The following is an 18,758-nucleotide window of genomic DNA, read 5'->3' on the forward strand; positions in this document are numbered from 1 at the left end:
CGGCTCCCGGCCTTCCGGCGCCGGGCGTCCTCGCGGCTCAGCGGTACTCGGGGTTCGCGTCGAACCCGAAGTGCTCGCCGCCGTCCCATGCGCGGCGCACGTTGCCCCAGGCGGGCAGGCCCCCGGCATCCTTCAGCATGCGCGCCGTGTGCAGGAGGTTCCACGTCATGAACGTCGTGTTGCGGTTGGTGAAGTCGCTCTCGGGGCCGCCCGAGCCCGGATCGAGGTAGCTGGGGCCGGGGCCGATGGCGCCGATCCAGCCGGCATCCGCGTTCGGCGGAACCATGAACCCGATGTGCTGCAGGCTGTAGAGGATCGCCATCGAGGAGTGCTTCACGCCGTCCTCGTTGCCGGTGATGATGGCTCCGCCGGTCTTGCCGTAGTAGATGTACTGCCCGCGGTCGTTGAGCATTCCGCTCATGGAATACAGCCGCTCGATGAGCTTGCGCGTGATCGACGAGTTGTCGCCGAGCCAGATCGGCCCGCCCACGACCAGGATGTCGGCGGCGTCGATCTTCGGCCAGATCTCGTCGGGCCACGCATCGGTCTGCCAGCCGTGCTCGCGCATGTCGGGGTATACGCCGGTTGCGACGTCGTGATCGACGAAGCGGATGCCTTCGACGCTCACGCCCTGCCCGCGCATGAGGTCCATGCTGCGGTCCATCAGGCCCTGGGTGTGGCTCAGCTCGGGGGAGCGTTTGAGCGTGCAGTTGATGTAGACGGCCCGAAGGTCGGAGTACTCGGCGGGGGCGTCGGTGAGTCCGCTCATGCCGTGAATCTACGCCTCGAGGAGCGCCGGCGGGAGTCCGCTACCGCAGCGGGGCCGGCAAATCAAGGGGCCCCCGGGTGATGCACAGGCTGGGCCAGACTCGTGGCCAGTGAAAGCCCCCACCACCCGGTGCGGGGGACAGCAGACACTGCGGGTGTCCCCGCGAGAGAAGGAGAGCGGAACATGCTCTGGACCATCCTCGGTCTCATCCTCATCGGCCTCATCGCCGGCCTCATCGCTCGTGCCGTCATCCCCGGCAAGCAGAGCATGGGCATCCTCATGACGATCGTGCTCGGCGTCGTCGGCTCGTTCGTGGGCGGATTCCTCGGATTCCTCCTGTTCGGCGCCGACCCGGCGGGCGGCTTCCTGCAGCCGGCGGGGATCATCGGCTCGATCATCGGGGCGATCCTCGTGCTCGGCATCTACGTGCTGGCCACGCGCAACCGCGTCACGCGCTGACGCGGTCCGATCGGGGTCGTCCGCGCGCCGGCGCGGGCGGCCCCGATCGCGTTGCCGGCTGCAGCGGCTTCGCGCGGCGCAGCGCCGCCAGCACCGCGCGGCCGACCACCAGCATCCCGATGATCGTCGTGATCGCGCGGAGGGTGTCCCAGCTCAGCGACGAGGTCACCAGCGAGTACAGCAGGAAGCTCGCGAGGTTGACCCCCAGCGGCGCGTCGCCGTCGTACGAGATGCCCGTGCCGTAGCCGACCGCGAACGGCCAGAACCACAGGTTCATCACCAGGCCGAACGCATACGACGCGACCACTCCGTAGACGCTGAGCATCGCGATCTCCGCGCCGCCGCGCACGCGGCGGGGGAGGAGGCCCGCGCCCGCTCCGACCCACGCGCACGCGAACATCTGGAAGGGCGTCCAGGGGCCGAACGTTCCCGTGACGAGCGTCGAGAGAGCGATGGATGCCATGCCGAGCAGCATCCCGAACCGGGCGCCGAACGCACGGCCGGCGAGGATCAGCAGGATGAACAGGGCCTCCACGCCGCCGACCCCGGTGCTCGCGATCCGCACGGCGGCGCCGATCGCGGCGAGGGTGCCCAGCAGCGCCAGCAGGTGCGCGGAGCGCACGCGCCCATCAAGGGTCGCCACCACGACCAGGGCCGCCAGCGGGAGCAGCGCCAGCGCCGCGACGGGAACCGCGGCCTCGGCCTGGTCGGGCACGGCGGTGGCCACCAGCGGCCAGGCGAACGCGGCGAGGGCGACGAGGTTGGCGGCGGCGAGGGCGGCGAGTGCCGTCACCGTCGTGCGGGCGGCGCGCGGTGGCGTCCCGGGTGGGCGTGCGGGCGGGGGAGGTGCGGGCGGCGGCGGCGCGGCGACCCGCGGTGTGCGAAACTCCGGAAGATCGGGCTGTCGAGCGCCAATCGGCGTCGGCGCGGCGCCGATCGCCGCCGGAATCTCCGGAGTTTTGCACGCCCGCAGCACGCCGCGCTCCATGCGCAGCACCCGGTCGGCACCCGCGGCGACCTCCGGCTCGTGCGAGGCGACGAGCACGGCGACGCCGCGGCGGGTGAGCGCCGTGAGCGCGGCGAGCACGTCGTCGCGCGCGGCCGGATCGAGCCCGCGCGTCGGCTCGTCCACGAGCAGCACCCCGGGGTCGCCGGCGAGCTGGATCGACAGGGCGAGAAGGCGGCGCTCGCCGACGGACAGGTCACGGGGATGCCGCGCCAGGCGCGCCGCGAGGGCGAGGCTGTCGGGTGAGAGGCCGAGGAACCCGCCGAACCGTGCGGCGGTGGTGGCGGCCCCGGCGCGTGCACGGCGGTCGGCGCGCGCGCACTCCGCGCCGACCGTGTCATAGACGAAGAGGTCGTCGGAGGCGTCGGGAACGAGGGCGAGGCTCCCGGCGACGCGCCTGTCGAGCGCGAAGGCGGTCAGCAGGCTCGACTTGCCGGCGCCGTTGGGTCCGGTCAGTACGACGAGCTCCCCGGCTGCCAGCTCGACCGTCGCGGCGGCGACGGCCACGACGGCGCCGTGGCGCACGGTGAGGTCGGTGACGCGCAGGGCCGGCGGCGCCGGTGACGGCCGGGGGACGGATGAGCCCGCGCCCGCCCGCCCCCCCGGATTCTCCGAGGCCAGCGCCGCCGGAGGCCCGATCGGTCCCCCGATGTGCACGCCGTCGGGCGTGGATCCGCCGCCCGCGTCGAGCGCCAGGGGCTGGAAACGGCCGTCGGGCGTGGATCCGCCGCCCGCGTCGAGCGCCAGGGGCCGGAGGCGGCCGTCGGCGACGCGCAGCCGGCGGTCGGCGACCTCGCGCAGTGCGTCGGCGCGGTGCTCGGCCACGACGACGCAGACCCCGGCTTCGTGCGCGAGCGCGTCGAGCAGCGCCACGATGCGCGCCCGCGCCGCGGCATCCAGGTCGGCGAGCGGTTCGTCGACGAGCAGCAGGATGGGTTCCTCGATGACGGCCGCGGCGATCGCGACGCGTGTCGCCTCGCCCGCCGACAGCCGCGCCGTGCGCCGGTCGAGCAGGTCGGCGACGCCGACCCTCGCGGCGATCTCCGCCACCCGGGCGGCGACGATCACCGGCGCGACGCCGCGCAGCACGAGCGCGAGTCCGATCTCGTCGCGCACGTGCTCCGTGGCGAACGCGGATCGTGGATGCTGCGCCACGACCCCCACGCGGCGGGCGAGGTCGCGCGGGGGCACGGCCGCCCGATCGTGTCCCACCACGCGCAGCCGCCCGTCGACGATGCCGCCGTCGACATGCGAGTGGAGGCCCGCCACGGCCCGCAGCACCGTCGTCTTGCCCGACCCCGTGGCGCCCGTGACGAGCGTCAGCGTGCCCGGCGCGAGGGTGAGGGCGTCGAGATGCACGACGGGCCCCGCCGCATCGCCGAAGCCGATCCCGACCCCGTCGGTCTCCACCGCCGCCACGCAGTCGCCCTCGAGCCCGCGCCCCGCGAATCCGCGCACCTCGAGCGTCGCGGCCACCGCCGCGGCGCGTTCGAGCGTGCGCTCCAGCAGCGGCGCCAGCACCCGGACTCCCGCGCGCTGTCCGCGCAGGCGCTGCGCGAACCGCACGGCGCGGGCGGCGTCGGCGAGGGCCGGCAGGGTGGCCCAGGCGATCGCGAGCGCACGGCCCAGTCCGCTGAAGGGTCCGCGCGCGGAGGCGCGCACGATGAGCCGCGGCAGGTCGACGAGCGCGCTCAGCACGCCGAACGCGAGGATCGTCGCGGCGATCGGCACGGCGCTCGCCGCGGCATCCACCAGTCCGTCGGCCGTCACCGGACCGAACATCACGACGTGGGCGAACGGCGCCGGCAGCCGCACCTCCGGCAGCGGCAGGAGCACCGGTCCGGTGCCGTCGGCGCCGTGGAAGAGCACCCGGTAGACGACCCGGACGACGACGAACCCGGCGGCGAGGGCCGCCGCGGCGCGCAGGGGTCCGGGCCGCAGGGTCATCGGGTCACGAGGTCGGAGCCGCCGGCTCGCCGTTCAGCGTGAACAGCAGGGCGAGGCTCTCGCCCGGCTGCAGCTCCAGCGTCGCCAGGCCCTCCGTGGCGTAGCCCCACTGGCCGGCGACGGGGCGGGTGAACAGCGACCAGTACGCGAAGGCCGCGGGCATCGACGCGCAGGTCTCGAAGTAGTCGGAGCCGTCTTCGGCGGGGATCGCGAGGTCTTCGGCGGGCACGCCGTTCACGCGGCACACGACCTGGTCGCCGAACTCCTCGGTGCCCTCGACGGTGATGCCGGCCTCGGTGAGCGCGTCGGAGGCGCCGATCGCCTCATCGGTGTCGATGCAGGTCGAGCCGGCGGGGGAGTCCTCCACCTCGAGGTCGCCGGTCTCGATGACCACCAGCACCCCGGAGCATTCGCCCACCGACTCGGCGGGCGCGGACGACGCGGCCGGCGCCGAGGTCTCGGTCGCGGCGGGGCCGGAGGCGCAGGCGGTGAGGGCGAACAGCGCGGCGGCGATCGCGGCGGCAGCGGGGAACAGGCGGCGGGTCGAAGTCACCGAACCAGCGTAGGGCGCCGGGCTCTGCGCGTGCTCCCGCATGACGCCCCGCGTCGCCGCCGCCCCCGCCCCCGCGCGAGTGCATCGCCCGATGAGGGTGAGGCCACCGGCACGCACTCTCGGCGCGGCGATGCACTCTCGCGGCCAGAGGACGCGGGCCTAGGCTGGGGCGGTGAGCGTTTCGGACCTGTTCGACGAAGACGAGTGGATGCCGGCACCCGGCGCCCCTGAAACCGGGTACACCGACATCACGGCGCATGTCTCGCGCGACGGGCGGATCGCCCGCATCGCGTTCGATCGCCCCGAGGTGCGCAACGCGTTCCGGCCGCACACGGTGGACGAGCTCTACCGGGCCCTCGACATCGCGCGACAGGATCCGAAGATCGGCGTCGTGCTGCTGACCGGCAACGGGCCGAGCCCGAAGGACGGCGGCTGGGCGTTCTGCTCCGGCGGCGATCAGCGCATCCGCGGGCGCGACGGCTACAAGTACGAAGCCCCGGTCGCTGAGCGAGCCGAGCGAGACGAAGCGCCGGTGGCCGACCCGGCCCGAGCCGGGCGCCTGCACATCCTCGAGGTGCAGCGGCTGATCCGGTTCATGCCGAAGGTGGTCATCGCCGTCATCCCGGGGTGGGCGGCCGGGGGCGGGCATTCCCTGCACGTCGTGTGCGACATGTCGATCGCGAGCGCCGAGCACGGCCGCTTCAAGCAGACCGATGCCGATGTCGGCTCGTTCGACGCGGGCTACGGCTCGGCGTACTTCGCGCGCCAGATCGGGCAGAAGTTCGCGCGCGAGGTGTTCTTCCTCGCCGAGGAGTACTCGGCCCAGCGCGCGTTCGAGATGGGCGCGGTGAACCGCGTCGTGCCGCACGCCGACCTCGAGCGCGAGGCGATCGCGATGGCGCGCACGATCCTCACCAAGAGCCCGACCGCGATCCGCATGCTGAAGTTCGCCTTCAACGCCGTCGATGACGGAATGGTCGGCCAGCAGGTGTTCGCGGGCGAGGCGACGCGCCTCGCGTACGGCACCGACGAGGCCGTCGAGGGGCGCGATTCGTTCCTGCAGAAGCGCGACCCCGACTGGTCGCCCTACCCTTGGCACTACTGACGACGGAGCGGAGATGAAGCTCGAGCCGATCACCGGCGACGACCCGCGCGACGTGCTGCGCGCGCTGCGCGGCGCTCTGAACGGCGGGGCGCCCGCCCTCGGGCTGGGGCTCGTCAGCGACCTGCCCGCGACGGTGCGCGACGGCACCGCCGCCGTCGTCACCACCTCCGGATCCACGGGCATCCCCAAGAGCGTCGTGCTCAGCGCCGACGCGCTCACCGCCAGCGCGCACGCCACCGCCGACCGGATCGGCGAGGGGGCTTGGCTGCTGGCGCTGCCGGCGAGCTACGTGGCGGGCCTCCAGGTGCTGGTGCGATCGCTTCTGGCCGATCGAGAGCCGGCGGTGCTGTCCGGTCCGTTCACTCCGGCCGCGTTCACCGAGGCGGCCTTGGAGGTGCAGGACAGGCACGCCGGCACGCGTCCGGCGACGTACACGTCGCTGGTTCCCGCGCAGCTGAGCAGGCTGCTGGATGCCGCGCCCGACGACCCGCGGCTGCGCGCGGCCCTTCGCTCGTTCGAGGCGATCCTCGTCGGCGGACAGGCGCTTCCCCCGGCGACGCTCGAGCGCGCCGAGGACCTCGGGGCGCGGATCGTGCGCACCTACGGCTCCACCGAGACCAGCGGCGGCTGCGTCTACGACGGGGTGCCCCTGCGCGCGGTGACCGTGCGCGTGGAGCGCGGCGAGGTGCAGGTGTCGGGGCCGCAGCTGGCCGACGGCTACCTCGGCGACCGGGAGGGCACCGACGCCGTGTTCGTGCGCGAGGGCGGCACCCGCTGGTACCGCACCGGCGACGCCGGCATCCTCGAAGACGGGGTGCTGCGCGTGCGCGGGCGCCTCGACAACGTCATCGTCTCGGGCGGCGTGAACATCTCGCTCGATCGGGTCGAGCGCGTGGTGCGCAGCATCCCGGGTCTTGCCGGAGCCGTGGTGATCGGCGTGCCCGATGCCCGGTGGGGCGAGGCCTCGGTGGTCGTCGCCACGCGCGGCGAGGCGCTCCGCCGCAGCGAGTCGGTGCAGCTGGAGGAGGCCCGCAAGGCAGTGGGGGCGGAGGTGGGCTCGCACGCGCGCCCCGCGCGACTCGTGCTCGTCGACGAGCTGGCGACCCTTCCCAGCGGCAAGCCCGACCGCGAGGCGATCCGTCGCGCGGTCGCGGCGCTGCGCTGACGGCACCCCGCCGCACCCCGCGCCGCGGCGTGCCGTGCCCGGCACACCGCGCCGCCGCGCCCGACACCCCGTACCGCAGCGCGCCCCGCGTACGCCGCAGTGCCCTGCACCGCAGCGCCGCCGCGTGCCCGGCGCACGCGCGCCGTGCCCCGCACCGCAGCGCGCCCGCGTACGCCGCAGTGCGGCGCCGCCTATGATGTCCACTCGTGGCAGGCACCTCCCGCAAGAAGCGCAAGACCCCGGCATCCCGCTCGACCGGATCCCGCGGCAACCCCCAGAAGACCCCGGCGCACCAGAACCCCCAGAAGGTGACGCCGGCGACCGCGCGCGACTGGATCGGCGCGGCGCGCCTGCGCACGCTGCCCCTGGCCGTGTCGCCGATCCTCGTCGGCACGGGCGCGGCGATGCTCGTGGCCGGCGCGTTCCACTGGGTCATCGCCCTGTTCTGCCTCCTCGTGTCGGTTTCGCTGCAGATCGGCGTGAACTACGCGAACGACTACAGCGACGGCGTGCGCGGCACCGACGACCACCGCGTGGGACCTGCCCGCCTCACCGCGAGCCGCAAGGCGAAGCCGCGCACAGTGCTGACCGTGGCGCTCGCGTTCTTCGCGATCGCGGCGGTCGCGGGCCTGGCGATCACGATCCGCACCGAGCAGTGGTGGCTCCTCGCGGTCGGCGCGGCATGCATCGTCGCCGCGTGGTTCTACACCGGCGGCAAGCGCCCGTACGGGTACTACGGCCTCGGCGAACTGTTCGTCTTCGTCTTCTTCGGCCTGGTCGCCACCCTCGGCACGACGTGGGTGCAGGCGTTCGCGCTCCCGCAGGAGGCGTGGTTCGGCGCCGTGGGCGTGGGACTGATCGCGTGCGCCGTGCTGCTGGCGAACAACCTGCGCGACATCGATCAGGACCGCGTCGCCCGCAAGCGCACCCTCACCGTGCTCATCGGCCGCACCGCGACCCGCTGGCTGTTCACGGTGTTCGTGCTCGTGCCGTTCCTGATCGCCGCGTTCCTGGCGCTCGTCTACCCCGTGGCCTGGCTCACGCTGCTGGTGCTGCTGGCGGCGCTGCCGGCGATCCTCATCGTCTGGACCTACCGCGACCCGCGGGAGCTCGTCGTCGCCCTGGGCCTCACGTCGCTCACCTCGCTGGGCTACGCCGCGTTCCTGTGCTGGGCCTTCGTGTTCTGACCCGCGTCGGGCCGGCCTGAGGACTCAGCCGACACGTCAGCCCGAGGGCTCAGCGCCCGCGCACCTCAGGCGGGGTCGGGGCGGCTCTGGTCGTCGCGCTCTGCCGGAACCCGCGGAGTGGATGCCGCACCCGGCGCGACCGCGTCGGCGGCGGCATCCTCGGCGGCCTCGTCGCTCGCGGCGGCGCGGGCCTGCGCGCGGCGGGCGGCCAGGTCGCGGGTCACCTCGTCGAGCGGGCGGCGCAGGAACAGCAGCGACAGGCTCAGCCCGATGAGCGCCGCGAAGATCGCCGACAGCCAGTAGAACTCGCGCCCGATCGGCAGCAGCATCAGCAGCGTGAACGGCACGAGGAACGCGAGCAGGCGCAGCACCGTGTAGACGAGGGCGGAGCGGGCTTTCACCCGACGATCCTATGTCGACGCCACCCCGCTCCCCTGGGAGGCGGCCGTGCAGGAGGTGCCGGTTGCATCACGACCCGTCCGGTGCGCGCCCGACGCGCCTAGGATGGGGGAATGGCGCGTGTACTGCTCATCGTTGCGCTGCTGGCCACCGTGTTCTGGGTCTACAGCATCGTCGATTGCGCAGTGCAGCCCCCGATCCGGCACCGCGGCGTGCCCAAGCCCGTCTGGCTGTTGATCGTGATCCTGCTCCCCGTGCTCGGCGGCGTGCTGTGGTTCGTCATCGGCCGCACCCGTCGCTCGACGGCCGCGTCGCGGCGCGCGCCCGATGACGATCCCGAGTTCCTCGGCACCATCGGCACCATCAGCGACCAGGACGAGCGCATCCGCCGCCTCGAGGAGGAGCTCGCCCAGCTCGACGCCGAAGACGACGACCCGCGCTGGAACCCGCCGGAGGGCTCGACCCCGCCGCCGGCGGCGGGGGGCACCGCGGCGGAGCCGCCCAAGCGCCCGGCAGCAGACGGGGACGACGAGGGCTTCGGCTCGCGCGGCGCACTCGGCTGATCGTGACCGCTGCCGCCCCGGCGACCGACGCCGCCGCCGCACTGCTGTGCCGCCTGGTCGAGAACGGCGTGCGCCACGTCGTGCTGAGCCCCGGATCGAGGTCCCAGTCGCTCGCGCTCGTGGCCGCCGAGCTCGAACGTCGCGGCCGCATCCGCCTCCACGTGCGCATCGACGAGCGCGTTGCGGGCTTCACCGCACTCGGCATCGGTCGCGAGAGCGGGATGCCGGCGGCCGTGGTCTGCACGTCGGGCACCGCCGTCGCCAACCTCCTACCGGCCGCGCTCGAGGCGCACCACGCCGGGGTGCCCCTGCTGCTGCTGACCGCGGATCGGCCGCCCGAGCTGCGCGGGGTCGGGGCCAACCAGACCACCCGCCAGCCGGGGCTGTTCTCGGCGGCGACGCGCTTCGAGGCCGACCTGCCGGTGCCCGAGGAGCTCGACCCGACCGGCGACGGCCCGCAGTCGGAGCTGATGCGCTCGGTCGCCGACGCGGCCCTGGCCGCCTGTCTCGGCGAGGGACTGCGGGCGCCGGGACCGGTGCACCTCAACCTGCCCTATCGCGAGCCGCTGGCCGGTGCGCTGCCGAACTGGCTGGACATGCCGGCTGCGGAGCTGGTCGCCACGACCGACGACGATCCCGACGCGGCGCCGGTCGACGACGAGGTGGCGGAGGAGATGTCGGGTGCGCTCTACCAAGGCGGCGGCGGCATCGGCGAGTCCGACCTGCCCACCGCCGTCGACGACGACCCGCACGTGCTCGAGCGAGGCCCGCGCACCGTCGTGATCGCCGGAAGCGGCGCCGGCCCCGACGCGGAGACCCTCGCGCACCTGGGCGGCTGGCCCCTCATCGCCGAGATCGTCAGCGGCGCGCGGTTCGGACGGTGGCTCATCCACGGCTATCGGGGGCTCCTCGCCGACGCCGACCTCGGCGGCCGCATCGAGCGGGCCGTGGTGCTCGGGCATCCGACCCTCAGCCGCGAGGTCGCCGCGGTGCTCTCCCGCCCCGACGTCGAGGTGATCGCGGTGCGCGGTCCGGGCGAGCCCCTGAACCTCAACGGCGCGACGCTCGCGGTGGATGCCGTCTCGGTGGCCGTCGGCGAGACCGACCGCGCGTGGCTCGGGGCCTGGATGACCGCGTCGCGCGCGGCATCCATCGATCTGTCACCCCCCGCCCCCGACGCCGACGGACTGTCGTCGGCGGTGCCGGGGGAGCGGCTGGAGGCGATCGCGACCGAGCTCGCGACGATCCGTGCCGCCCTCGACCGGGAGACCCTCGTCGACGCGGTCTGGCGGGCCACGTGGCCCCACGACCGGCTGCTGTTCGGGTCGTCGCGCCTGGTGCGGGTGGCCGACACGGTGCTCGGCGGCAAGAAGGTGCCGGTGCACGCCAACCGCGGGCTCGCCGGCATCGACGGCACGGTCGCCACGGCCATCGGCATCGCCGCGGCCAGTCAGGACGCGGGCGCCCCGGGCGTCACGCGCGTGCTGCTGGGCGACCTCGCCCTGCTGCACGACGTCGGCGCACTGCTGCTGCCGGGGGGCGAGGCAGAGCCCCGCGTGCAGGTGATCGTGGGCAACGACGGCGGCGGCACGATCTTCGACCGGCTCGAGGTCGCGGGCGTCGCCGACGCCGCCGCGATGGACCGCGTGCTCTACACCCCGCACGGAGTGGGACTGGAACACCTCGCGCGCGCGTACGGGTGGGAGTACCGCCGTGTGCAGACCCGGTCGGAGCTCGACCAGGCGCTCACCGCCGCGGTGAGCGGACGCCAGCTGATCGAGGTCGCGCTCGCGCGCTGATCGCGGCGGGCCCATAGCGGGTTGCGGCGCGTCGCGCCACCCACCCCCGGTAGCGGGCCGGCAGGCTCCATGATGGTCGGATGATCGCCAACCGCCAGAAGAACTGGTCCGCCGACGTCGCCGAGATCCTCCGGGTGCGTGACGGCTTCGTGCTGTCGGGCGTCGATCCCGACGCGACCCCCGGATACGAGGGCAAGAAGCGCGACGGCAAGGACGACCTCGCCGACGGTGCCGACCTGTTCTGCGACTATCAGGAGCGTCTGTTCGCCGCCAGCAGCAGCGAGACCACCAACGGGTCGGTGCTCCTGGTGCTCCAGGCGATGGACTCGGCCGGCAAGGGCGGGATCGTGCGCCACGTCGTCGGCTCCGCCGACCCGCAGGGCATCACGGTGACCGCCTTCAAGAAGCCCACCGCGCAGGAGCTCAAGCACGACTTCCTCTGGCGGATCGCCAAGCACGCGCCCGAGGCCGGGGAGATCGCCGTCTTCGACCGCTCCCACTACGAGGACGTGCTCGTCGCCCGGGTACGCGAGCTCGCCGAGCCCGAGGAGATCGAGCGCCGCTACGACGCGATCAACGCGTTCGAGAAGGAGCTCTTCGACGCGGGCACGCGCGTGGTCAAGGTGATGCTCCACATCTCGTACGAGCAGCAGCGCGACCGGCTCATGGCGCGCCTGGAGACCCCCGAGAAGCACTGGAAGTACAACCCCGGCGACGTCGACGAGCGCGTGCTCTGGCCCCACTACATGTCGGCGTTCCAGGCCATGTTCGACCGCACCTCGACCGCGTACGCGCCATGGCACGTGGTGCCCGGCAACCACAAGTGGTACGCACGCCTGGCCGTGCAGGAGCTGCTGCTGCAGGCGTTCGCCGACATCGACCCGCAGTGGCCCGCGGCCGACTACGACATCGAGCTGGAGAAGGCGCGCCTGCGCGAGTCCTGATCCGTGGATGCCGCGCCCGCCCCGCCCCGCCGGTCGCACCCGCCGTGCCGTGCCGCGCCGCGCCCCGCTGCTCCCCGCCGCGCCGCCGGTTCCGGTGAGACCCACCTTTCCCGCCGAGACCTCCGCCGTAGCCGATGGGTCTCGCGCGGATGCGTGGGTCTCGCGCGGATGCGTGGGTCCCGCGCGGCGCTGGGGATGGATGCCGCGCCCGGCGTCAGGCCAGGGCGTCGACGATCGGGCGGAACTTCACGCGCGTCTCGAGCAGCTCGAGCTCGGGATCGCTGCCCGCCACGATCCCCGCGCCGGCGTGCGCGACGACCGGCCGCGTGCGTGCGGCGGGATCGGCGGCTTCGGCGATCTGCGCGCAGCGCAGCGCGATCGCCCACTCGCCGTCGCCGTCGCCGTCGATCCAGCCGACGGGGCCGGCGTAGCGGCCGCGGTCGAAGGGCTCCAATCGGCGGATGACCTCGATCGCCGCCGCCGTCGGGGTCCCCGCCACGGCGGCGGTCGGATGCAGCGCCGCGACCAGGTCGAGGGTCGACGCGTGGTCGGCGAGCACGCCCTCCACATCGGTGGCGAGGTGCCAGAGGTTGGGGAGTTCGAGCACGAACGGCTCGTCGTCGGCGCGCACGTGCGTCACGTGCGGGGAGAGCGCGTCGAGCACGCTGCGCACGGCGTACCGGTGCTCATCGAGGTTCTTGCCGCTGTGGGCCAGGCCGAACGAGGCGGCGACGTCGTCGTCGGCATCCACGCCGCGCCCGACCGTCCCGGCCAGCACGCGCGCGGTGACCGTGCCGTGCGAGGCGGTGACGAGGGTCTCGGGGCTTGCGCCGATGAGCCCGTCGACGGCGAACGTCCAGGTGTCGGGGTAGTCGGTCGCGAGCGCCCGCACCAGGCGGCGCAGGTCCGCGTCGGCGGGCACGGTGCCGACGAGGTCGCGCGCCAGCACGACCTTGCCCACTTCGCCCGCCGCGATCGCGGCGAGGCCGGCGCGCACCGCGTCGCCGTAGCCGGCGGGATCCAACGCCCCCGGGCCGAGTGTGCCCGACCAGTACGGTCCCCAGGGCTCCGGGGCCAGCGCAGCGGGGGCGGAGAGGTCGTCTTCCCGGCGCACGCGGGTGAGCCACGAACGTCCGTCGCGCCGCCCGAGCACCGCCTCCGGAACGATGAGGCGTCCGCTCGACGCCGAGCGTTCGTCGAAGGGGAGCGCCCCGAAGGCGACGAGTCCGGTGCCGGGCAGCCCCACGCCGTCGTCGACGCGGGCAGCCGAGGCCACCTCGCGCCAGATGCGGGCCGTGGATGCCGACACATCGAGGTCGAGCACGGCGCGGCCGATCCCCACGATCCCCTCGTCCCGGCGCAGCCACGCCAGCGGCGCGTGCGCGGCCGTCCAGGAGAGGATGTCGTCGACGGGGTCGATCTCGCGGGTCTCGACCACCAGGCGCGGGTGGGCGGAGGCAGTCACGACACAAGCCTAGACTCGCACCGTGACCGCTGTTTCCGAGACCCGACCCGAGCCCGGCACGCGGCTGACCTTCCGCTGGCGCAAGTGGGACGGCATGCCGCACTGGGAGCACGAATGCGTGTACCTCGGCAGCGACCGGTGGGGGGACTGGTTCGGGCAGGAGGCGGGGTGGCGCAGCATCCGTCCCGGTCGGGACATGGCGGTGCGCTCGCGCAACGTGACGCTCGTGCCCCCGAGCGGCGACTACGCCTACACCTGGAACTCGCCGCCCCAGACCACGCGAATCTACATCGACATCGCGTGGGACATCCGGTGGTCCGACGCCGGGGAGCCCGAGGGCATCGACATGGACCTCGACGTGGTGCGCCGCGAACCCGATGAGCCGTACATCGACCGCGAGGGCGTGCCCCGCGAGCCGGGCGACGTGTACATCGAGGACCGCGACGAGTGGGACCTGCACCGGGAGCGCTACGGCTACCCCGCCGACGTGGTCACCACCCTCGAAGCCCGCGCGCTCGAGCTCGAGCAGGCGGTGCGGGCAGGTGAGGCGCCTTTCGACGCCGCAACCGCCCGGCACTGGCTCGACCGGCTCGCCGCCTACGACCTCGCCTGAGCGTCCGGGGGAGCGCGGCCGCGCGGCGATCTAGACTCGAACCCGTGAGCCCTCGCGAACCCGAGTCCCACCGAGCCGACCTGCAGAAGGATCCCGGCCGGGTCAGCGGCATGTTCGACGAAGTGGCCGCGGGGTACGACCGCACCAACACGGTGCTGAGCCTCGGCAACGACAAGCTCTGGCGCGTCGCGACCACCCGCGCCGTCGACCCTAAGCCGGGTCAGCGCATCCTCGACCTCGCCGCCGGCACCGGGGCATCGAGCGTCTCCCTCGCCCGCAGCGGCGCCGAGGTGGTGGCCGCCGACTTCTCGCCCGGAATGATCGCGGAGGGGCGGCGCCGGCACGGCGGCATCCCGAATCTCACGTTCGCCCAGGCCGACGCGACCGCCCTGCCCTTCGGCGACGCCGAGTTCGACACGGTGACGATGTCGTTCGGCCTGCGCAACGTCAACGAGCCCGACCAGGCGCTGCGCGAGCTGCTGCGCGTCACCAAGCCGGGCGGGCGGCTGGTGGTCTGCGAGTTCTCGCACCCGCCGTCGCCGGCGTTCAACGGCCTCTACCGGTTCTACAACGACCGCGTGCTGCCGGTGGTCGCCAAGACCGTGAGCTCCAACGCCGAGGCGTACGACTACCTCAACGAGTCGATCAAGGACTGGCCCGATCAGGCGGCGCTGGCCGCGCGCATCCGCGAGGCCGGCTGGATCGGCGTCGCCCACCGCAACCTGTCGATGGGCATCGTCGCTCTGCACCGTGCCCTCAAGCCCGCGTCGCCCGCCCCCGCCGAGCCGTCGGCGGCCGAGGGCTCCGAGGCCGGCCGCTGACCGGGTGCGGCGACAGCCCCGCTAGGCTGGGACGGTGACTCCCTCAGCGTCCGACTCGCGCATCGCGGGCAAGCTGGGCCTTTCCGATCGCATCTTCGCCGGCCCGCGGTCGCGGCGGCTGCTGAAGACCGTCGAGGCCGGGCTCGAGCGCGTCGACCAGACGCTCGGCGCCGAGCTGCGCATGACCGATGCGCTCGCCGATTCCACCAGCCGGTACCTCTACGACGCCGGCGGCAAGCGCGTGCGACCGCTGCTGGCGCTGCTGACCGCCCAGCTCGGAGACGGCGCGACCGACGAGGTCGTCTCGGCCGCCACGGCGCTGGAGCTCACCCACCTCGGCTCGCTTTATCACGACGATGTGATGGATGCCGCAGACAAGCGCCGCGGAGTGCCCAGCGCCCACGAGGTGTGGGGCAACAGCGTCGCCATCCTCACCGGAGACCTGCTGTTCTCCCGGGCCAGCCAGATCATGGCGCGCAACGGCGACCGGGCGATCCGGCTGCAGGCCGACACGTTCGAGCGCCTGGTGCTCGGCCAGATGCACGAGACGGTCGGCCCGCAGGAGGGCGATGACCGCATCGCGTTCTACCTGCAGGTGCTCGCCGACAAGACCGGCTCGCTGATCGCCGCGGCCGCCCAGGCGGGCGTGATCTTCTCGAACGCGGCGCCCGAGTACGAGCAGGCCATGGTGACCTTCGGGGAGAAGTGCGGCGTCGCCTTCCAGCTCCTCGACGACGTGATCGACCTCTCGTCCGACCCCGACGAGACCGGAAAGGTCCCCGGCACCGACCTGCGCGCGGGCGTGCCGACCATGCCGTACCTCGTGCTCGCGGAGCGCCCGGATGCGGCATCCATCGAGCTGCGCACCCGCATCGATGAGGGCGTGGCCCGCATCGCCGACGGGGCGGACCCGGCGATCCTCGACGGGCCGCTCGCAGAGCTGCGCGACCACGACGCGACCCAGGCCACCCTCGATCTCGCGCACGCCTGGTCGCGCGAGGCCGTCGAGGCACTGGCCCCCCTCCCCGACGGACAGGTCCGCGAGGCGCTCACGCGCTTCGCGGAGGCCGTCGCCGACCGCTCGAGCTGAGAGCGGCCCAGAAAGGACCATCAATGACCAAGCTCAGGCTTGCCATCGTCGGCGCGGGCCCCGCCGGCATCTACGCCGCCGACATCCTGCTCAAGGCCGAGCGCAAGTTCGACGTCTCGATCGACCTGTTCGAGCAGCTTCCGGCGCCCTACGGCCTCGTGCGCTACGGGGTCGCCCCCGACCACCCGCGCATCAAGGGCATCATCACCGCGCTGCGCGAGGTGCTCGACCGCGGTGTCATCCGCATCTTCGGCAACGTGCGCTTCGGCGAGGACATCACCCTCGAAGACCTCAAGCGCCACTACCACGCGGTGATCTTCTCCACCGGCGCCATCCGCGATGCGGGCCTGAACGTGCCCGGCATCGACGCGGAGGGCTCGTACGGCGCCGCCGACTTCGTGAGCTGGTTCGACGGCCACCCCGACGTGCCGCGCGAGTGGCCGCTGAACGCCGAGTCGGTGGCGGTCATCGGCAACGGCAACGTCGCCCTCGACATCACCCGCATGCTCGCCAAGCACGCCGACGACCTGCTGCCGACCGAGATCCCCGCGAACGTCTACGAAGGGCTGAAGGCCTCGCCCGTCACCGACGTGCACGTGTTCGGCCGGCGCGGACCGGCCAACGTCAAGTTCACCCCGCTCGAGCTGCGCGAGCTCGGCGAGCTGCGCGACGTCGACATGGTCGTCTACGACGAGGACTTCGACTACGACGAGGCCGCGCGGGCCGCCGTCGCCTCCAACAAGCAGGTCATGGTCATCGACCGGGTGCTGCAGTCGTGGCGCAAGCGCGACTCGGCGAACAACGCCGGCGGCACCGCCTCGCGGCGTCTGCACCTGCATTTCTGGGCCAAGCCCGTCGAGGTCAAGACCGACGCCGAGGGCCGCGTCAGCGCGTTCGTGTACGAGCGCACGCGCTCCGACGGCGAGGGCGGCGTGGTCGGCACGGGGGAGCTGCGGGAGATCCCGGTGCAGGCGCTGTACCGCGCGGTCGGCTACTTCGGCTCGCCTCTGCCCGGCGTGCCGTTCGACGCGCGGCACGGTGTGATCCCCAACCGCGAGGGCCAGGTGCTCGACGGCGAATCCAACCAGCGCGTGCCCGGCGTGTACGCGACCGGGTGGATCAAGCGCGGACCGGTCGGCCTCATCGGCCACACGAAGTCCGACGCGATGGAGACGATCAGCCACCTCATCAACGACCAGGGCTCGTGGTGGCAGCCGGCCGATCCCTCGCCCGAGGCGATCCCGGCGCTGCTGGCCGAGCGCGGCGTGGCGTGGACCGACCTCGACGGCTGGCACCGCCTCGACGAGCACGAGATCGCCCTCGGCGCCCCGCACGGCCGCGCCCGCATCAAGGTCGTCCCGCGTGACGAGATGGTGAGCGTCTCGCGCGGGCAGTAGTGCTCCGCTCGCGCGGTGCGTAGTGCTCGGCTCGCGCGGGGGCCTGGCCTAGGCTGACGGCATGCCCGACGACTGGGTGGCCGACCTCCTCGGCAAGCCGTTCGAGCAGCGCACGCTCGATCTGGGCGCCGAGGGTGCGCGGGAGGGTCTCGTCGCGACGCTGGTGCGCAGCATCCCGAACCCGGTCACCTCGGTGTTCGCGCCGCTGCGCGACGTGGACGTGCTCTACGTGCACGGGTGGTCGGACTACTTCTTCCAGACCGGGCTCGCCCAGTTCTTCACGCGGCGCGGCGCCCGCTTCCACGCGCTCGATCTGCACCGCTACGGCCGGAGCCTGCGCGAGGGCCAGATCCCGGGTTACATGCAGTCGCTCGCCGACTACGACGCCGACATCGAGGCGGCGCTCACCGCGATGGGGCATGGGGTGGATGCCGCGCCCCGGCGCCGCCTCGTGCTGCTCGGCCACTCCACGGGCGGCCTGACCCTCACCCTGTGGGCGGCGCGGCACCCCGGCCGCGCGCAGGCCCTCGTGCTCAACAGTCCGTGGCTGGAGCTGCAGGTCGGCGCGATCGGCCGACAGGCGATCGCGCCGCTGGTGGAGGTGCGCGCCCGCCTCGATCCGCGCGGATCGCATCCGGCCGTCGACCTGGGCTTCTACACCCGCGCCCAGCGTGACGTCGGCGCGCTGCCGGTGCCCGGATACCGCGACGACTGGCGCCCGGAGTTCGGCTTCCCCACCCATCCGGGGTGGCTGGCGGCGGTGCTCGAGGGCCACCGGCGCGTGGCGGCGGGCCTCGATGTCGGGTGCCCGGCCCTGGTCATGCTCTCGGCACGATCGAGCCCGCCGATCTACTGGCAGGACGCGATGCGGTCGTCGGATTCCGTGCTCGTCGTCGACGACATCGCCAAGGCGGCGGTGCGCATCGGGTCGCTCGTGACCGTGGCCCGCATCGACGGCGCGCTGCACGACGTGTTCCTCTCGGCGCCCGACCCACGGGCGCACGCGTACGAGGTGATGGCCCGCTGGCTGGCGGCCAATGCGAACGGCGATTCACTTCCGCGGTGAGGTGGTCCAGGGTGAGCCGGGTGCGACGGGGCGGGCGCGGGCGCGGGCCCGGAGGCGGGTTCAAGCCTGGGTCCGGGCGCGGTGCGGCGGTGCCGGGGTGTCCGGTGCCGGGGTGTCCGGCCCGTCACATTCGGATTCGGGGGTTCCGCGGCCGGAGCGTCGTTCGTAACCTATGACGTGGGCGCGCGTGGGGGCGCGCGCCACAACGCCGCTCTCCGCGCCCCGACGCCGGAGAGACGGAGGCCCTCTCGATGTCCGCCTTTAGGGAGGAGGACATCGAGAGGGCCGTTTCCTGTGCGACGGGGATTCCGTCCCACGGAGCTTGGGGACCTCCATGAGCCGCTGGGGACAGCTTGGGACGGAACGCGCACAACGTCGCCACTACAGGTTAGGCCGGTGCGCAAGGGCGT

At 73.4% G+C, this 18,758-nt stretch carries 17 protein-coding genes; 12 read left to right on the forward strand and 5 right to left on the reverse strand.

The window, feature by feature from the left end:
• Positions 1-37 precede the first annotated feature (37 nt).
• A complete protein-coding gene (locus HQM25_RS03480) occupies positions 38-769 on the reverse strand; it encodes a flavodoxin family protein (protein WP_172988978.1) in 732 nt (243 codons plus the stop codon).
• A gap of 183 nt (positions 770-952) precedes the next feature.
• Here HQM25_RS03480 and HQM25_RS03485 point away from each other — a divergent pair, with 183 nt between their 5' ends.
• Positions 953-1,228, forward strand: coding sequence for a GlsB/YeaQ/YmgE family stress response membrane protein (locus HQM25_RS03485; RefSeq protein ID WP_172988979.1), 276 nt, complete (start codon positions 953-955; stop codon positions 1,226-1,228).
• Here the strand turns inward: HQM25_RS03485 and HQM25_RS03490 are convergent.
• Together HQM25_RS03490 and HQM25_RS03495 are read right to left on the reverse strand one after the other, a co-directional pair.
• On the reverse strand, positions 1,218-4,181 hold the full coding sequence (locus tag HQM25_RS03490) for an ATP-binding cassette domain-containing protein (protein WP_172988980.1): 2,964 nt from the start codon (positions 4,179-4,181) through the stop codon (positions 1,218-1,220). The genes HQM25_RS03485 and HQM25_RS03490 overlap by 11 nt on opposite strands.
• A 4-nt stretch (positions 4,182-4,185) precedes the next feature.
• Positions 4,186-4,734, reverse strand: coding sequence for a hypothetical protein (locus HQM25_RS03495; protein WP_172988981.1), 549 nt, complete (start codon positions 4,732-4,734; stop codon positions 4,186-4,188).
• 172 nt (positions 4,735-4,906) lie between these two features.
• Between HQM25_RS03495 and HQM25_RS03500 the strand changes: the two genes are divergently transcribed.
• From HQM25_RS03500 to HQM25_RS03510, 3 genes are all read left to right on the forward strand, one after another.
• Positions 4,907-5,839, forward strand: coding sequence for a 1,4-dihydroxy-2-naphthoyl-CoA synthase (locus HQM25_RS03500; protein ID WP_172988982.1), 933 nt, complete (start codon positions 4,907-4,909; stop codon positions 5,837-5,839).
• 13 nt (positions 5,840-5,852) lie between these two features.
• Complete coding sequence (locus HQM25_RS03505; protein ID WP_172988983.1) at positions 5,853-7,004, forward strand: AMP-binding protein; 1,152 nt, start codon at positions 5,853-5,855, stop codon at positions 7,002-7,004.
• Between the two features lie 206 nt (positions 7,005-7,210).
• Entirely contained in the window at positions 7,211-8,191 is a 981-nt protein-coding gene (locus HQM25_RS03510; RefSeq protein ID WP_172988984.1) for a 1,4-dihydroxy-2-naphthoate polyprenyltransferase, read from the forward strand.
• Between the two features lie 65 nt (positions 8,192-8,256).
• On the opposite strand, the gene HQM25_RS03515 is transcribed toward HQM25_RS03510, so the two are convergent.
• Positions 8,257-8,592, reverse strand: a complete 336-nt coding sequence (locus HQM25_RS03515; RefSeq protein ID WP_172988985.1) for a DUF4229 domain-containing protein — start codon at positions 8,590-8,592, stop codon at positions 8,257-8,259.
• A 111-nt stretch (positions 8,593-8,703) separates the two neighbouring features.
• Between HQM25_RS03515 and HQM25_RS03520 the strand changes: the two genes are divergently transcribed.
• The 3 genes from HQM25_RS03520 to HQM25_RS03530 all read left to right on the forward strand — a co-directional run bounded on the left by HQM25_RS03520 (position 8,704) and on the right by HQM25_RS03530 (position 11,896).
• A complete protein-coding gene (locus HQM25_RS03520) occupies positions 8,704-9,153 on the forward strand; it encodes a PLDc N-terminal domain-containing protein (protein ID WP_172988986.1) in 450 nt (149 codons plus the stop codon).
• Between the two features lie 2 nt (positions 9,154-9,155).
• Positions 9,156-10,952, forward strand: coding sequence for a 2-succinyl-5-enolpyruvyl-6-hydroxy-3-cyclohexene-1-carboxylic-acid synthase (menD, locus tag HQM25_RS03525; protein WP_254359534.1), 1,797 nt, complete (start codon positions 9,156-9,158; stop codon positions 10,950-10,952).
• Positions 10,953-11,032: 80 nt separating this feature from the next.
• Positions 11,033-11,896: a PPK2 family polyphosphate kinase gene (locus HQM25_RS03530; protein WP_172988987.1), complete on the forward strand. Its 864-nt coding sequence runs from the start codon at positions 11,033-11,035 to the stop codon at positions 11,894-11,896.
• Between the two features lie 214 nt (positions 11,897-12,110).
• Here HQM25_RS03530 and HQM25_RS03535 read toward each other — a convergent pair whose 3' ends face one another.
• Complete coding sequence (locus HQM25_RS03535) at positions 12,111-13,361, reverse strand: isochorismate synthase (RefSeq protein ID WP_172988988.1); 1,251 nt, start codon at positions 13,359-13,361, stop codon at positions 12,111-12,113.
• A gap of 22 nt (positions 13,362-13,383) precedes the next feature.
• On the opposite strand from HQM25_RS03535, the gene HQM25_RS03540 reads away from it, so the two are divergent.
• The 5 genes from HQM25_RS03540 (at position 13,384) to HQM25_RS03560 (ending at position 18,348) form a co-directional block, all read left to right on the forward strand.
• Positions 13,384-13,974 carry a DUF402 domain-containing protein gene (locus HQM25_RS03540; protein WP_254359535.1) on the forward strand — a complete coding sequence of 197 codons (591 nt, stop codon included), beginning with the start codon at positions 13,384-13,386 and terminating at the stop codon, positions 13,972-13,974.
• 110 nt (positions 13,975-14,084) lie between these two features.
• The gene (locus HQM25_RS03545) at positions 14,085-14,795 is read left to right on the forward strand and encodes a class I SAM-dependent methyltransferase (RefSeq protein WP_254359762.1); all 711 of its coding nucleotides are present in this window, start codon (positions 14,085-14,087) and stop codon (positions 14,793-14,795) included.
• 34 nt (positions 14,796-14,829) lie between these two features.
• Positions 14,830-15,885 carry a polyprenyl synthetase family protein gene (locus tag HQM25_RS03550; protein ID WP_172988990.1) on the forward strand — a complete coding sequence of 352 codons (1,056 nt, stop codon included), beginning with the start codon at positions 14,830-14,832 and terminating at the stop codon, positions 15,883-15,885.
• A 23-nt stretch (positions 15,886-15,908) separates the two neighbouring features.
• Positions 15,909-17,282, forward strand: coding sequence for an FAD-dependent oxidoreductase (locus HQM25_RS03555; protein WP_172988991.1), 1,374 nt, complete (start codon positions 15,909-15,911; stop codon positions 17,280-17,282).
• Between the two features lie 61 nt (positions 17,283-17,343).
• Positions 17,344-18,348 (forward strand): alpha/beta hydrolase, encoded by a 1,005-nt coding sequence (locus tag HQM25_RS03560; RefSeq protein WP_172988992.1) that lies wholly within the window; start codon positions 17,344-17,346, stop codon positions 18,346-18,348.
• Positions 18,349-18,758 lie beyond the last annotated feature (410 nt).

The organism is Microbacterium hominis, from assembly GCF_013282805.1.
In the GTDB taxonomy this organism is placed as follows: domain Bacteria; phylum Actinomycetota; class Actinomycetes; order Actinomycetales; family Microbacteriaceae; genus Microbacterium; species Microbacterium hominis_B.

Bases quoted from the DNA above. Each gene is read 5' to 3' on its own strand.
- HQM25_RS03480 (WP_172988978.1), bottom strand. From the start codon at position 769: ATGAGCGGACTCACCGACGCCCCCGCCGAGTACTCCGACCTTCGGGCC.
- HQM25_RS03485 (WP_172988979.1), top strand. From the start codon at position 953: ATGCTCTGGACCATCCTCGGTCTCATCCTCATCGGCCTCATCGCCGGC.
- HQM25_RS03490 (WP_172988980.1), bottom strand. From the start codon at position 4,181: ATGACCCTGCGGCCCGGACCCCTGCGCGCCGCGGCGGCCCTCGCCGCC.
- HQM25_RS03505 (WP_172988983.1), top strand. From the start codon at position 5,853: ATGAAGCTCGAGCCGATCACCGGCGACGACCCGCGCGACGTGCTGCGC.
- HQM25_RS03520 (WP_172988986.1), top strand. From the start codon at position 8,704: ATGGCGCGTGTACTGCTCATCGTTGCGCTGCTGGCCACCGTGTTCTGG.
- HQM25_RS03530 (WP_172988987.1), top strand. From the start codon at position 11,033: ATGATCGCCAACCGCCAGAAGAACTGGTCCGCCGACGTCGCCGAGATC.
- HQM25_RS03545 (WP_254359762.1), top strand. From the start codon at position 14,085: ATGTTCGACGAAGTGGCCGCGGGGTACGACCGCACCAACACGGTGCTG.
- HQM25_RS03555 (WP_172988991.1), top strand. From the start codon at position 15,909: ATGACCAAGCTCAGGCTTGCCATCGTCGGCGCGGGCCCCGCCGGCATC.
- HQM25_RS03560 (WP_172988992.1), top strand. From the start codon at position 17,344: ATGCCCGACGACTGGGTGGCCGACCTCCTCGGCAAGCCGTTCGAGCAG.